Origin of the sequence: Paraphotobacterium marinum (assembly GCF_002216855.1) — a bacterium.
Lineage (GTDB): Bacteria > Pseudomonadota > Gammaproteobacteria > Enterobacterales > Vibrionaceae > Paraphotobacterium > Paraphotobacterium marinum.
This window is the reverse complement of record NZ_CP022356.1, coordinates 762,182-781,522: the sequence shown is the minus strand read 5'-3', so window position 1 is coordinate 781,522 and position 19,341 is coordinate 762,182. Positions and strand designations below refer to the sequence as shown.

Sequence of the window (19,341 nt, the reverse complement as noted above, 5' to 3'; positions counted from 1 at the left end):
GATTGAGGTTTTTTTTTATTATTTTTATATAAGTTTAAAAAGCCTCAATTCTCATTTTTTTTGTATTATTTTTTTGAAAAATTCCAGTTCTCATTAATACTTTAATTAATATTTAAATTGACTGGTTACTATTATGAATAAATTAATTCAACATTTGTTTTATTGGTTCTTTTTATTTATTTTTACTTCAACTTCTTTTGCTGCTGAGGTTCCAGAAGGTGCAAAATTAGCAAAAAATCAGCAAATAACATTTAATAATCAAGCAGAACCGGGCTCCCTAGATCCTACATTAATTGAAGATACTTATGGAGCAAGGGTAGCTATAGATTGTTTTGAGGGTTTAATTACCATTAATGATAATGGAGAACCGTCAGAAGGTGTTGCTAAAAAATGGGAAATGAGTAAAGATGGCTTAACTTATACCTTTTACTTGAGAGATGACGCAAAATGGAGCGATGGATCACCAGTAACTGCTGACAATTTTGTTTATTCGTGGCAAAGGGCCGTAGATCCTCAGACAGCTTCACCATATTCATTCTATCTTGAAGTTGCAAACATTAAAAATGCAAAAGAAATTATTGATGGTAAATTAAAATCGACTGACCTTGGTGTTAAAGCTAAGGATGCTCATACTTTAGAGGTTTCTTTAGTTAAGCCAACGCCATATTTTGTAGGTATGCTTGGTCAAACAGTTATGTTTCCATTACCTAAACAAGTTATTGAAAAATGGGGAGATAAGTGGACAGATCCCAAAAATATAGTTAGTAATGGAGCTTATAAATTAACTAATCACGTTATAAATGAAAAAATTGTAACCGAGAAAAATAAATTTTATTGGGACAATAAAAATACAATAATTACAAAAGTGACGTATCTTGTTATAAATGATAGAGTTGCTGACGTTAATCGCTATAAATCAAATGGTGAAGACATGACTGGTTGGCAGTTGCCTGGAGGTGATTTTTTTAAAAGTCTTCAAAAAGAATATGGAGATCAATTGAAAATAACCCCTTTTTTAACAAGTGAGTATGCAATTTTTAATGTTAAAAAACCACCTTTTAACGATGTAGATGTGAGACAAGCTATTTCTTTGGTTATTGATAAAGAAGCATTGTCAAAATTTGTAATGGGAGGAGCAACAAAGCCCTTGTATAATTTTGCTGTTGAGGGTACAGCTAATTTTAAAAGTATTAAGTCACCATATCAATCGATGAATCCCGAGCAAAGAAAAGAAAAGGCATTAGAACTTCTTAAAAAAGCAGGTTACAGTCAAGATAAGCCACTAAAATTTAGTTTACTTTATCCAACAAGTGATGAAAGACAAAAACAAATGTCCGCAATTGCAGCCATGATTCAGCAGGCATTACCAATGGTACAAGTAACCATCACTAATCAAGAGTTTAAGACATATTTGAATACCCTCGATACAGGAAACTGGGAGATGGCACGTCAAGGATGGGTTGCAGATTTTAACGATCCTATGGCGTTTTATGGAAACTTAAAAACAGGAGGCTCTCAAAATTCAGGTGGTTATTCCAATAAAGATTTCGATCAATTGATCGAAAAATCATTTATGGAAGAAGATTTGACAAAACGAATTGTATTTTTTCAAAAAATGCAGGAAATTTTAGATAAGGATTATCCTGCTGTAACATGGTTTCAAACTTCTGCAACAACAATTGTAAAACCATATGTAAAAGGTTTCCCAATGAATGATGCACTAAATTATATCTATTCTAAAAACTTATATCTCATTGAATATTAATTCGCTAAAAAAATAATCTTGGATTCAATAATTAGTTTTGTTTCCAAGATTTTTGTCAAAATAAAAATTTCATTTGTTGCATTTCGGAAAAACATTCATATTAAGTTTATTTAAACATTAAAATCAATAAGTTATTCTTTAAACTTTGTGGCTTGAAATTTGCATAAATTTACTTAGGTTTTTATTAGGCTTAAGTTTATGGATAGAAAGCTACCTTTAAGATTACTGTTAATTACTATATTTACTTCTTTGTTTTTTTTAACAAGTTGTGAGGATAGCAACTCCTTTAATGATAACAAACAAACTAGCCAATTAGATAATCCAACTAAGAATAATACTGAAGATAAAGTTGTCACTAACACAGACGATAATAATATTGTCAAACCTGTAAAGAAAGATGTCGATAATGATGACAAGGTTGATGATGAAGATACGGATAGTGATGGAACAGGCGATAATAAGGATACTGATGATTACAATGATGGAACCGATGATACAGATAATGCACTTCTTTTAAATCCAAATAAAGATACAGATACCGATAATGATGGAACAGTTGATAATGCTGATACCGATGATGATAATGATGGTACGCCAGACTCGGATGATGCCTTTCCTTTAGATCCAGATGAAGACACCGACACCGATGGTGATGGTACAGGCGATAATAAGGATACCGATGATGACAATGATGGTACCCCAGATGCTGATGATGCCTTTCCTTTAGAACCAGATGAAGATACAGATACCGATGGTGATGGCAAGGGTGATAATGGCGATACTGATGCTGATAATGATGGTACCCCAGATGCTGATGATGCCTTTCCTTTAGATCCAGATGAAGATACAGATACCGATGGTGATGGCACGGGTGATAATGCCGATACCGATGATGATAATGATGGTACCCCAGATGCTGATGATGCCTTTCCTTTAGAACCAGATGAAGATACAGATACCGATGGTGATGGCACGGGTGATAATGGCGATACTGATGCTGATAATGATGGTACCCCAGATGCTGATGATGCCTTTCCTTTAGATCCAGATGAAGATACCGACACCGATAATGATGGAACAGGAGATAATGCAGATACCGATGATGATAATGATGGTACGCAGGACGCGGATGATGCATTTCCTTTAGATCCGGATGAAGATACAGATACAGATGGTGATGGCACGGGTGATAATGGCGATACTGATGCTGATAATGATGGTACCCCAGATGCTGATGATGCCTTTCCTTTAGATCCAACTGAAGATACAGATACCGATGGTGATGGAATCGGTGATAATGGCGATACTGATGCTGATAATGATGGTACCCCAGATGCTGATGATGCCTTTCCTTTAGATCCAGATGAAGATACAGATACCGATGGTGATGGCACGGGTGATAATGCCGATACCGATGATGATAATGATGGTACCCCAGATGCTGATGATGCCTTTCCTTTAGATCCAGATGAAGACACCGACACGGATAATGATGGAACAGGAGATAATGCAGATACCGATGATGATAATGATGGTACCCCAGATGCTGATGATGCCTTTCCTTTAGAACCAGATGAAGATACAGATACCGATGGTGATGGCACGGGTGATAATGGCGATACTGATGCTGATAATGATGGTACCCCAGATGCTGATGATGCCTTTCCTTTAGATCCAGATGAAGATACCGACACCGATAATGATGGAACAGGAGATAATGCAGATACCGATGATGATAATGATGGTACGCAGGACGCGGATGATGCATTTCCTTTAGATCCGGATGAAGATACAGATACAGATGGTGATGGCACGGGTGATAATGGCGATACTGATGCTGATAATGATGGTACCCCAGATGCTGATGATGCCTTTCCTTTAGATCCAACTGAAGATACAGATACCGATGGTGATGGAATCGGTGATAATGGCGATACTGATGCTGATAATGATGGTACCCCAGATGCTGATGATGCCTTTCCTTTAGATCCAGATGAAGATACAGATACCGATGGTGATGGCACGGGTGATAATGCCGATACCGATGATGATAATGATGGTACCCCAGATGCTGATGATGCCTTTCCTTTAGATCCAGATGAAGACACCGACACGGATAATGATGGAACAGGAGATAATGCAGATACCGATGATGATAATGATGGTACGCAGGACGCGGATGATGCCTTTCCTTTAGATCCGGATGAAGATACAGATACCGATGGTGATGGCACGGGTGATAATGCCGATACTGATGCTGATAATGATGGTACCCCAGATGCTGATGATGCCTTTCCTTTAGATCCAGATGAAGATACAGATACCGATGGTGATGGCACGGGTGATAATGCCGATACCGATGCTGATAATGATGGTACCCCAGATGCTGATGATGCCTTTCCTTTAGATCCAGATGAAGATACGGATACCGATGGTGATGGAATCGGTGATAATGGCGATACTGATGCTGATAATGATGGTACCCCAGATGCTGATGATGCCTTTCCTTTAGATCCAGATGAAGATACCGACACCGATAATGATGGAACAGGAGATAATGCAGATACCGATGATGATAATGATGGTACGCAGGACGCGGATGATGCATTTCCTTTAGATCCGGATGAAGATACAGATACCGATGGTGATGGAACAGGAGATAATACCGACAACGATGATGATAATGATGGTACCCCAGATGCTGATGATGCATTTCCTTTAGATTCAACTGAAGACACAGATACGGATAATGATGGAGCCGGTGATAATGCGGATAACGATGATGATGGAGACGGAACGCCAGACGCAGATGACGCATTTCCTTTAGATTCAACTGAAGATACGGATACCGATGGTGATGGTACAGGCGATAATGCGGATAACGATGATGATAATGATGGAACACCAGACGCAGATGATGCATTTCCATTAAATTCAGATGAAGATACCGACACCGATAATGATGGAGCCGGTGATAATGCGGATAACGATGATGATGGAGACGGAACGCCAGACGCAGATGACGCATTTCCTTTAGATTCAACTGAAGATACGGATACCGATGGTGATGGCACGGGTGATAATGCCGACAACGATGACGATGGGGATGGAACAGATGATGGTGATGATGCCTTCCCTTTAGATTCAACTGAAGACACAGATAACGATGGTGATGGAACAGGAGATAATACCGACAACGATGATGATAATGATGGCACTGATGATACAGATGATGCCTTCCCACTTGATTCAACTGAAGATACAGATACCGATAATGATGGAACAGGAGATAATGCAGATACCGATGATGACAATGACGGTACGCCAGACACAGATGATGCATTTCCTTTAGATCAGGATGAAGATACCGATACCGATGGTGATGGAACAGGAGATAATACCGACAACGATGATGATGGAGATGGCACTGATGATACAGATGATGCATTTCCTTTAGATCCAACTGAAGATACAGATACCGATAATGATGGAGCCGGTGATAATGCAGATACCGATGATGACAATGATGGTACCCCAGATGCTGATGATGCATTTCCTTTAGATTCAACTGAAGACACAGATACCGATGGAGATGGAACAGGAGATAATACCGACAACGATGATGATAATGATGGTACCCCAGATGCTGATGATGGATTTCCTTTAGATTCAACTGAAGACACAGATACCGATGGTGATGGCACGGGTGATAATGCCGACAACGATGATGATGGAGACGGAACGCCAGACGCAGATGACGCATTTCCTTTAGATTCAACTGAAGATACGGATACCGATGGTGATGGCACGGGTGATAATGCCGACAACGATGACGATGGGGATGGAACAGATGATGGTGATGATGCCTTCCCTTTAGATTCAACTGAAGACACGGATACCGATAATGATGGAGCCGGTGATAATGCCGATACCGATGATGACAATGATGGTACCCCAGATGCTGATGATGCATTTCCTTTAGATTCAACTGAAGATACGGATACCGATGGAGATGGAACAGGAGATAATACCGACAACGATGATGATAATGATGGTACCCCAGATGCTGATGATGCATTTCCTTTAGATTCAACTGAAGACACAGATACGGATAATGATGGAGCCGGTGATAATGCGGATAACGATGATGATGGAGACGGAACGCCAGACGCAGATGACGCATTTCCTTTAGATTCAACTGAAGACACGGATACCGATAATGATGGAGCTGGAGATAATGCCGATACCGATGATGATAATGATGGTACGCCAGACGTAGATGATGCCTTTCCTTTAGATTCAACTGAAGATACCGATACTGATGGTGATGGAGCTGGGGATAATGCCGACAACGATGATGATAATGATGGTACGCCAGACGCAGATGACGCATTTCCTTTAGATTCAACTGAAGATACGGATACCGATGGTGATGGCACGGGCGATAATGCGGATAACGATGATGATAATGATGGTACGCCAGACGCAGATGACGCATTTCCTTTAGATTCAACTGAAGATACGGATACCGATGGTGATGGCACGGGTGATGATGCCGACAACGATGACGATGGGGATGGAACAGATGATGGTGATGATGCCTTCCCTTTAGATTCAACTGAAGACACGGATACCGATAATGATGGAGCTGGAGATAATGCCGATACCGATGATGATAATGATGGTACGCCAGACGCAGATGATGCATTTCCTTTAGATTCAACTGAAGATACGGATACCGATAATGATGGAGCCGGTGATAATGCGGACACCGATGATGATAATGATGGTACGCCAGACGCAGATGACGCATTTCCTTTAGATTCAACTGAAGATACCGATACTGATGGTGATGGAGCTGGGGATAATGCCGACAACGATGATGATAATGATGGTACGATAGACACAGATGATACATTTCCTTTAGATCCAACTGAAGATACAGATACCGATAATGATGGAACAGGAGATAATGCCGATACCGATGATGACAATGACGGTACGCCAGATGCAGATGACGCATTTCCTTTAGATTCAACTGAAGATACAGATACCGATGGTGATGGCACTGGTGATAATGGCGATACCGATGATGATAATGATGGTACTGATGATACAGATGATGCTTTTCCTTTAGATTCAACTGAAGACACAGATACGGATAATGATGGAACCGGTGATAATGCCGATACCGATGATGATGGTGATGGAATGCCAGATGCAGATGACGCATTTCCTTTAGATTCAAATGAAGATACCGATACCGATGGTGATGGCACGGGTGATAATGCCGATACCGATGATGATAATGACGGTACGCCAGACGCGGATGATGCATTTCCTTTAGATCCAAATGAAGACACCGACACGGATAATGATGGAACAGGCGATAATGCGGACACCGATGATGATAATGACGGTACTGATGATACAGAAGATGCATTTCCTTTAGATCCGGGTGAAGACACAGATACGGATAATGATGGAACAGGAGATAATGCCGACAACGATGATGATAATGATGGTACTGATGATACAGAAGATGCATTTCCTTTAAATCCGGGTGAAGACTCGGATACCGATAATGACGGAATCGGTGATAATGCCGATACCGATGATGATAATGATGGTACGCCAGACGCGGATGATGCATTTCCTTTAGATCCAAGTGAAGACACAGATTCGGATAATGACGGAATCGGTGATAATGCCGATACCGATGATGATGGTGATGGTACGTCAGACGCAGATGACGCATTTCCTTTAGATTCAAATGAAGATACAGATACCGATAATGATGGAATCGGTGATAATGCCGATACCGATGATGATAATGATGGTACGCCAGATACAGACGATGCATTCCCACTTGATCCAAGTGAAGACACCGACACTGATAATGATGGAACCGGTGATAATATGGACACCGATGATGATGGAGATGGAACAGATGATACTGAAGATGACTTTCCTTTAGATCCAACAGAAGATACAGACAGCGATGGTGATGGCACGGGTGATAATGCAGATACCGATGATGATAATGATGATACGCCCGATACTGATGATGCATTTCCTTTAAATCCGGGTGAAGACACGGATACCGATAATGATGGAATCGGTGATAATGCCGATACCGATGATGATGGTGATGGAACTGAAGATACAGATGATGCCTTTCCTTTCGATCCAACAGAAGATACAGACAGCGATAGTGATGGTACTGGTGATAATGCGGATACCGATGATGATGGAGATGGAACTGATGATAGTAATGATGCCTTCCCACTAGATCCAACTGAAGATACGGATACCGATAATGATGGAACAGGTGATAATGCAGATACCGATGATGATAATGATGGTTCGCCAGATACAGACGATGCCTTCCCACTAGATCCAACAGAAGATACAGACAGCGATAGTGATGGCACGGGTGATAATGCAGATACCGATGATGATAATGATGGTACGCCAGACACAGATGATGCATTTCCTTTAGATCCAGCTGAGGATACAGATACGGATAATGATGGAACCGGTGATAATGCAGATACCGATGATGATGGAGATGGAACAGATGATACAGAAGATGCATTCCCACTTGATCCAACTGAAGATACGGATACCGATAATGATGGAACCGGTGATAATGCAGATACTGATGATGATAATGATGGTACACCAGATGCGGATGATGCATTTCCTTTAGATTCAAATGAAGATACAGATACCGATAATGACGGAGCTGGAGATAATGCCGATACCGATGATGATAATGATGGTACGCCAGATACAGACGATGCATTCCCACTTGATCCAAGTGAAGACACCGACACTGATAATGATGGAACCGGTGATAATACGGACACCGATGATGATGGAGATGGAACAGATGATACTGAAGATGACTTTCCTTTCGATCCAAGTGAAGACACCGACACTGATAATGATGGAACAGGTGATAATGCAGATACCGATGATGATAATGATGGTACGCCCGATACTGATGATGCATTTCCTTTAGATTCAGCTGAGGATACAGATACGGATAATGATGGAGACGGTGATAATGCAGATACCGATGATGATAATGATGGTTCGCCAGATACAGACGATGCATTCCCACTTGATCCAAGTGAAGACACAGATACCGATGGTGATGGCACGGGTGATAATACGGACACCGATGATGATGGTGATGGAACTGAAGATACAGATGATGCCTTTCCTTTCGATCCAACAGAAGATACAGACAGCGATAGTGATGGCACGGGTGATAATGCAGATACCGATGATGATGGAGATGGAACAGATGATACAGAAGATGCATTCCCACTTGATCCAACTGAAGACACAGATACCGATAATGATGGAACCGGTGATAATACGGACACCGATGATGATGGTGATGGAACTGAAGATACAGATGATGCCTTTCCTTTAGATCCAACAGAAGATACAGACAGCGATAGTGATGGCACGGGTGATAATGCAGATACCGATGATGATAATGATGGTACGCCCGATACTGATGATGCATTCCCACTTGATCCAACTGAAGATACGGATACCGATAATGATGGAACCGGTGATAATGCAGATACTGATGATGATAATGATGGTTCGCCAGATACAGACGATGCATTTCCTTTAGATCCAACAGAAGATACAGACAGCGATAGTGATGGCACGGGTGATAATGCAGATACCGATGATGATAATGATGGTACGCCAGATACTGATGATGCCTTTCCTTTAGATTCAGCTGAGGATACAGATACGGATAATGATGGAACCGGTGATAATGCAGATACCGATGATGATAATGATGGTAATGATGATACAGATGATGCCTTCCCACTAGATCCAACGGAGGACACAGATTCGGATAATGATGGAATCGGTGATAATGCAGATGCTGATGATGATAATGATGGTACACCAGATGTGGGTGATGCCTTTCCTTTCGATCCAACAGAAGATACGGATACCGATAGTGATGGAGACGGTGATAATGCAGATACCGATGATGATAATGATGGTACTGATGATACAGATGATGCCTTCCCACTAGATCCAACGGAGGACACAGATTCGGATAATGATGGAATCGGTGATAATGCAGATGCTGATGATGATAATGATAGTACACCAGATGCGGATGATGCATTTCCTTTAGATTCAAATGAAGATACAGATACCGATAATGACGGAACTGGTGATAATGCAGATACCGATGATGATAATGATGGTTCGCCAGATACAGACGATGCATTCCCACTTGATCCAACAGAAGATACGGATACAGATAATGATGGAACAGGCGATAATGCAGATACCGATGATGATGGTGATGGAACTGAAGATACAGATGATGCCTTTCCTTTAGATCCAACAGAAGATACAGACAGCGATAGTGATGGCACGGGTGATAATGCAGATACCGATGATGATAATGATGGTACGCCCGATACTGATGATGCATTCCCACTTGATCTAACTGAAGATACGGATACCGATAATGATGGAACCGGTGATAATGCAGATGCTGATGATGATAATGATGGTACACCAGATGCGGATGATGCATTTCCTTTCGATCCAACAGAAGATACAGATACCGATGGTGATGGTACTGGTGATAATGCGGATACCGATGATGATGGAGATGGAACTGATGATAGTAATGATGCCTTCCCACTAGATCCAACTGAAGATACGGATACCGATAATGATGGAACAGGCGATAATGCAGATACCGATGATGATGGAGATGGAACTGATGATAGTAATGATGCATTCCCACTTGATCCAACGGAGGACACAGATTCGGATAATGATGGAACAGGCGATAATGCCGATACCGATGATGATAATGATGGTACTGATGATACAGATGACGCATTTCCTTTAGATCCAAATGAAGATACGGATACCGATGGTGATGGCACGGGCGATAATGCCGATACCGATGCTGATGGTGATGGTACGTCAGACGCAGATGACGCATTTCCTTTAGATTCAAATGAAGATACAGATACCGATAATGATGGAGCTGGTGATAATGCCGATACCGATGATGATAATGACGGTACGCCAGACGCGGATGATGCATTTCCTTTAGATTCAAATGAAGATACCGATACTGATAATGATGGAACTGGTGATAATGCAGATACCGATGATGATAATGATGGTACGCCAGACACAGATGATGCATTTCCTTTCGATCCAACAGAAGATACGGATACAGATAATGATGGAACAGGCGATAATGCAGATACCGATGATGATGGAGATGGAACAGATGATGGAGATGATGTCTTTCCTTTCGACCCAACAGAAGATACCGATACCGATGGTGATGGTACTGGTGATAATGCGGATACCGATGATGATGGAGATGGAACTGATGATAGTGATGATGCTTTCCCACTAGATCCAACGGAGGACACAGATACAGATAATGATGGAACTGGTGATAATGCAGATACCGATGATGATGGAGATGGAACAGATGATACTGAAGATGGATTTCCGTTAAATCCAAATGAAGACACGGATACCGATAGCGATGGAACCGGTGATAATACAGATACAGATGATGATGGAGATGGAACAGATGATAATGATGATGCATTTCCTTTAGATCCAACTGAAGATACAGATACAGATAACGACGGAATAGGTGATAATGCCGACAATGATGATGATGGTGATGGAACCAATGATAGTAATGATGCCTTTCCTTTAGATCCAAATGAAGATACGGATACAGATAATGATGGAACTGGCGATAATGCGGATACCGATGATGATGGAGATGGAACTGATGATAGTAATGATGCATTCCCACTTGATCCAACGGAGGACACAGATACCGATGGTGATGGTACTGGTGATAATGCGGATACCGATGATGATGGAGATGGAACTGATGATAGTAATGATGCATTCCCACTTGATCCAACGGAGGACACAGATACAGATAATGATGGAGACGGTGATAATACGGATACCGATGATGATAATGATGGTACGCCAGATGCAGATGACGCATTTCCTTTAGATCCAACAGAAGATATAGATACCGATGGTGATGGTACTGGTGATAATGCCGACAATGATGATGATGGTGATGGGACAGATGATGGTGATGATGCTTTCCCACTAGATCCAACGGAGGACACAGATACAGATAATGATGGAACTGGTGATAATGCCGACAATGATGATGATGGTGATGGCACCAATGATACTGATGATGTCTTTCCTTTAGATCCAAATGAAGATACAGATACCGATAGCGATGGGACCGGTGATAATGCGGATAGCGATGATGATGGTGATGGCACCAATGACATTGATGATGCATTTCCTTTAGATCAAAATGAAGACACAGATACAGATAGTGATGGAATAGGAGATAATGCCGATACGGATGATGATGGTGATGGCTTAACTGATACTGAAGAATGTACTGGAAGTTCTGGACCAATATATGCTACAGCTAATGAAAATGGTGAATATGAATTTATTGTTTACCAAGGAATTACTACTGGTTCAAACATTTTATTTTTTAATGGTTCAGTTACAACTACATTAAGTGCTCTGACTTCAGAGCTTATTGTTGTTTACGATGATGATGACATGCTTAATGATAGTGGTACATCTGATGGGCAAATAAGGGATAATGATATTGTTAATACGCAATATGTTGTTAATGATTTAACAATTGCCAATTTAAATTCAGGTAATTACATAACTAGTATCGGTCGAACATCGGTTGAAAATCTATCAACAGGTGAATCAGGAAGTATATATATTTTATCCTCATCATCTAATTATGTATTTGCTTCTACGATTGTTCTTACAAATGGCGATAGTATTAAATTAACTTCTGCAAATTATAAACCAGATATTCAATCACCTAGTTTTTATATTGGGCAAGCACCTTACACGGATTTAATAGCTACTGAAGAAAACAATAATAATGGTTGTGACATTGATACAGACAATGATGGATTATTTAATTATTTAGATGAAGATAGTGATAATGATGGTGTTAATGATGGTATAGATGTATTTCCTCTTGATACAAATGAATCCATTGATAGCGATGGCGATGGAGTTGGTAATAATACAGATACAGACGATGATAATGATGGTATACCTGACAGTGAAGATGTCTTCCCATTAGATAATTCTGAAAGCATTGATACGGATGGTGATGGTGTTGGTAATAATGCAGATACGGATGATGATGGTGATGGAGTTTCAGATATATTGGATCTTTTTCCTGTTGATGCAAATGAGACCTTGGATAGTGATGGTGATGGTATAGGGGATAATGCAGATACAGACGATGATAACGATGGTGTTTCCGATAACGATGATGCATTTAGATTAGATAACACTGAAAGTATTGATACGGATGGTGATGGTATTGGTAATAATGCTGATACAGATGATGATAATGATGGCGTAGCAGATAGTGAAGATGCTTTCCCATTAGATAATTCTGAAAGTATTGATACCGATGGCGATGGTACGGGTAATAATGCAGATACGGACGATGATGATGATGGTGTCTCCGATGACGATGATGCATTTCCTTTGGATAATTCTGAAAGTATTGATACCGATGGCGATGGTACGGGTAATAATGCAGATACCGATGATGATGGTGATGGCGTAGCAGACAATGAAGATGCTTTCCCATTAGATAATTCAGAAAGTATTGATACCGATGGTGATGGTACGGGTAATAATGCAGATACCGATGATGATAATGATGGCGTGCTAGATAATGAAGATGCCTTCCCATTAGATAATTCAGAAAGTATTGATACCGATGGTGATGGTACGGGTAATAATGCAGATACCGATGATGATAATGATGGCGTGCTAGATAATGAAGATGCCTTCCCATTAGATAATTCTGAAAGTATCGACACCGATGGTGATGGAACTGGGAATAACTCAGATAATGACGATGATGATGATGGCGTAGCAGATAATGACGATGCCTTCCCATTAGATAATTCTGAAAGCATTGATACCGATGGCGATGGTACGGGTAATAATGCAGATACCGATGATGATGGTGATGGTGTGCTAGATAATGACGATGACTTCCCATTAGATAATTCTGAAAGTATCGATACGGATGGTGATGGTGTTGGTAATAATGCAGACACCGATGATGATGATGATGGTGTGCTAGATAATGAAGATGCCTTCCCATTAGATAATGCTGAAAGTATTGATACCGATGGCGATGGTATAGGTAATAATGCAGACACCGATGATGATGGTGATGGCGTGGCAGACAATGACGATGCCTTCCCATTAGATAATTCTGAAAGTATTGATACCGATGGCGATGGTACGGGTAATAATGCAGACACCGATGATGATGGTGATGGCGTGGCAGACAATGACGATGCCTTCCCATTAGATAATTCTGAAAGCATTGATACCGATGGTGATGGTATTGGTAATAATGCAGATACCGATGATGATAATGATGGTGTGCTAGATATCGAAGATGCGCTTCCATTGGATGATAGTGAAACAATAGACACCGATGGTGATGGTGTTGGGAATAATGCAGATACGGACGATGATAACGATGGTGCGCTAGATAATGACGATGCCTTCCCATTAGATAATTCAGAAAGCATTGATACGGATGGTGATGGTATAGGTAATAATACAGACACCGATGATGATGATGATGGTGTGCTAGATAATGACGATGCCTTCCCATTAGATAATTCAGAAAGTATCGACACCGATGGTGATGGAACTGGGAATAACGCAGATAATGATGATGATAATGATGGTGTGCTAGATAATGACGATGCCTTCCCATTAGATAATTCAGAAAGTATCGACACCGATGGCGATGGTACGGGTAATAATGCAGATACCGATGATGATAATGATGGTGTGCTAGATAATGACGATGCTTTCCCATTAGATAATTCAGAAAGTATTGATACCGATGGCGATGGTACAGGTAATAATGCAGATAGCGACGATGATAATGATGGTGTATTAGATAATGACGATGCCTTCCCATTAGATAATTCAGAAAGTATTGATACCGATGGCGATGGTACGGGTAATAATGCAGATACCGATGATGATAATGATGGTGTGCTAGATAATGACGATGCTTTCCCATTAGATAATGCTGAAAGCATTGATACGGATGGTGATGGAACTGGTAATAATGCAGATACCGATGATGACAATGATGGTACTGCTGATGAGAATGATGCATTTCCTTTAGATGCAACTGAGGATACAGATACAGATAATGATGGAACTGGGAATAATGCAGATACTGACGATGATGATGATGGTGTAGTGGATAATGACGATGCTTTCCCATTAGATAATTCTGAAAGTATTGATACGGATGGTGATGGTATTGGTAATAATGTAGATACCGATGACGACAATGATGGTACTGCTGATGATAATGATGCATTTCCTTTAGATGCAACTGAGGATACAGATACAGATAATGATGGAACTGGTAATAATGCAGATACCGACGATGATGATGATGGTATATCCGATAATGAGGATTCTTTCCCATTAGATAATTCTGAAAGTATTGATACCGATGGCGATGGTATTGGTAATAATGCAGACACCGATGATGATAATGATGGTGTGCTTGATAGCGAAGATGCTTTCCCATTAGATAATGCTGAAAGTATTGATACGGATGGTGATGGTGTTGGTAATAATGCAGATAATGATGATGATGATGATGGTGTGCTAGATAATGAAGATGCCTTCCCATTGGATAATTCTGAAAGCATTGATACTGACGGGGATGGAACTGGAAATATTGCAGATACCGATGATGATAATGATGGTGTGCTAGATAATGACGATGCTTTCCCATTAGATAATTCTGAAAGCATTGATACCGATGGTGATGGTATTGGTAATAATGCAGATACCGATGATGATAATGATGGTGTGCTAGATATCGAAGATGCGCTTCCATTGGATGATAGTGAAACAATAGACACCGATGGTGATGGTGTTGGGAATAATGCAGATACGGACGATGATAACGATGGTGTGCTAGATAATGAGGATGCTTTCCCATTAGATAATTCAGAAAGCATTGATACCGATGCAGATGGTATAGGTAATAATACAGACACCGATGATGATGATGATGGTGTGCTAGATAATGACGATGCCTTCCCATTAGATAATGCTGAAAGTATTGATACGGATGGTGATGGAACTGGTAATAATGCAGACATCGATGATGATGATGATGGTGTATCTGATAACGAGGATGCTTTCCCATTAGATAATTCTGAAAGCATTGATACTGACGGGGATGGAACTGGTAATAATGCAGATACCGATGATGATGGTGATGGTGTGCTAGATAATGAGGATGCTTTCCCATTAGATAATTCAGAAAGTATCGACACCGATGGTGATGGAACTGGGAATAACGCAGATAATGATGATGATGATGATGGTGTGCTAGATAATGAGGATGCTTTCCCACTAGATAATTCTGAAAGCATTGATACCGATGCTGATGGTATTGGTAATAATACAGACACCGATGATGATAACGATGGTGTATTAGATAATAACGATGCTTTCCCATTAGATAATTCAGAGAATACGGATACCGATGGCGATGGTGTTGGGAATAATGCAGATACGGACGATGATAATGATGGTGTGCTAGATATCGAAGATGCGCTTCCATTGGATGACAGTGAAACAATAGACACCGATGGTGATGGTACGGGTAATAATTCAGATACCGATGATGATAATGATGGCGTGGCAGACAATGAAGATGCCTTCCCATTAGATAATTCAGAAAGCATTGATACCGATGGCGATGGTACGGGTAATAATGCAGATACCGATGATGATGATGATGGTGTGTCTGATAACGAGGATGCTTTCCCATTAGATAATGCTGAAAGCATTGATACCGATGCTGATGGTATTGGTAATAATACAGACACCGATGATGATGATGATGGTGTATCTGATAACGAGGATGCTTTCCCATTAGATAATGCTGAAAGCATTGATACGGATGGAGATGGAACTGGTAATAATGCAGACACCGATGATGATGATGATGGTGTGCTAGATAATGACGATGCCTTCCCATTAGATAATTCAGAAAGCATTGATACGGATGGTGATGGAACTGGTAATAATGCAGATACCGATGATGATAATGATGGCGTGGCAGACAATGACGATGCCTTCCCATTAGATAATTCTGAAAGTATTGATACCGATGGCGATGGTACGGGTAATAATGCAGATACGGATGATGATGATGATGGTGTGCTTGATAGCGAAGATGCTTTCCCATTAGATAATTCAGAAAGTATTGATACCGATGGCGATGGTACAGGGAATAATGCAGACACCGATGATGATGATGATGGTGTGCTAGATAATGAAGATGCCTTCCCATTAGATGATTCTGAAAGTATCGATACGGATGGTGATGGAACTGGGAATAACGCAGATAATGACGATGATGATGATGGCGTAGCAGACAATGAGGACGACTTCCCATTAGATAATTCAGAAAGCATTGATACGGATGGTGATGGTATTGGTAATAATGCAGATAGCGATGATGATGATGATGGTGTGCTTGATAGCGAAGATGCACTTCCATTGGATGATAGTGAAACAATAGACACCGATGGTGATGGAACTGGGAATAACGCAGATAATGACGATGATAATGATGGTGTGCTAGATAATGACGATGCCTTCCCATTAGATAATTCTGAAAGCATTGATACGGATGGTGATGGTATTGGTAATAATGCAGATACCGATGATGATGATGATGGTGTGTCTGATAACGAGGATGCTTTCCCATTAGATAATGCTGAAAGCATTGATACGGATGGAGATGGAACTGGTAATAATGCAGACACCGATGATGATGATGATGGTGTATCTGATAACGAGGATGCTTTCCCATTAGATAATGCTGAAAGCATTGATACGGATGGAGATGGAACTGGTAATAATGCAGACACCGATGATGATGATGATGGTGTGCTAGATAATGACGATGCCTTCCCATTAGATAATTCAGAAAGCATTGATACGGATGGTGATGGAACTGGTAATAATGCAGATACCGATGATGATAACGATGGTGTATTAGATAATAACGATGCTTTCCCATTAGATAATTCAGAAAGTATTGATACCGATGGCGATGGTACAGGGAATAATGCAGATAGCGACGATGATGATGATGGTGTATTAGATAATGACGATGCCTTCCCATTAGATAACTCAGAAAGTATTGATACCGATGGCGATGGTACAGGGAATAATGCAGATAGCGACGATGATGATGATGGCGTAGCAGACAGTGACGATGCCTTCCCATTAGATGATTCTGAAAGTATCGATACGGATGGTGATGGAACTGGGAATAACACAGATACAGATGATGACAATGATGGTGTAGCAGATGCTGAAGATTTATTTCCGTTAGATAATTCAGAAAGTAGTGACTTTGATAATGATGGAATAGGGGATAATGGAGATGATGATGATGATAATGATGGTATGCCTGATTTTATGGATGCATTCCCTTATGATCCCACTGAGTTCTCAGATACTGATGGAGATGGTGTAGGAGATAGTAGTGATGCATTTCCGCTTGATTTTGAGGAACAAACTGATACTGATGGTGATGGTGTAGGTGATAATGGAGATGATTTCCCGAATGATCCCAGTGAAACTAGAGATACTGATGGAGACGGAATTGGTGATAATACAGATACGGATGATGATAATGATACTATTTTGGATATTGATGAGGGTTGCTCTAATAAAAAATATGCGTCGTTTAATGATGATGGTGAAGTTGAACTACTTATATACTCAAGCAATTTAATACAAAATTTAAATGGCGCTAATATATTTGGATATAATGGAACAACAGAGACTGTGATAATTCAAAATCTAGATTATTCAACAATTATGATAAAAGATAATGATCCTATTTTATCTGACTCAAGTAATGGTGGCCTTCAAACTTTAGATACAGATGGAGAACAGACTGTTGTTGATATTACAGGATTAAATCTTATCGGTAATGAAATATTTTCTTACGGAAACATTGAAATTAATAACATTACAACGGGCGAAACTGGTAGATTGTATGTTTTAGCAAATAGTACAAGTGGATTTGGTAATGCGTTTTATGCAACGACAGTGATTTTAAATGAGGGCGATACAGTAGAATGGACTGCTTCCAATAGTTCAACGCTTCATAGCTCACCAGTATTTTTTGTTGGACAAGTTCCTTATTCTGAGCTTTTGGCATCATATGAGAGTGATGTTGGTTATTGTGAAGGAATTGATACGGATGGAGATGGTTTAGCTGATCATCTTGATGTGGACAGTGATAATGACGGAATTCCAGATATAGATGATGAAAATCCATACTTAGTAGATTAAACACAAAGCTACTCTTTTATGATATAGTACATATTTTTAATATGAGT

Annotated in this window: 2 protein-coding genes; both read left to right on the top strand. The window is 40.4% G+C overall.

Features of this window, described 5'->3' with window-relative positions:
* The first annotated feature begins 133 nt into the window (after nucleotides 1–133).
* Entirely contained in the window at nucleotides 134–1,765 is a 1,632-nt protein-coding gene (locus tag CF386_RS10720) for a peptide ABC transporter substrate-binding protein (RefSeq protein WP_089074430.1), read from the top strand.
* A gap of 198 nt (nucleotides 1,766–1,963) precedes the next feature.
* Nucleotides 1,964–19,294, top strand: a complete 17,331-nt coding sequence (locus CF386_RS10715) for a hypothetical protein (RefSeq protein WP_089074429.1) — start codon at nucleotides 1,964–1,966, stop codon at nucleotides 19,292–19,294.
* The last annotated feature ends 47 nt before the right edge of the window (nucleotides 19,295–19,341 follow it).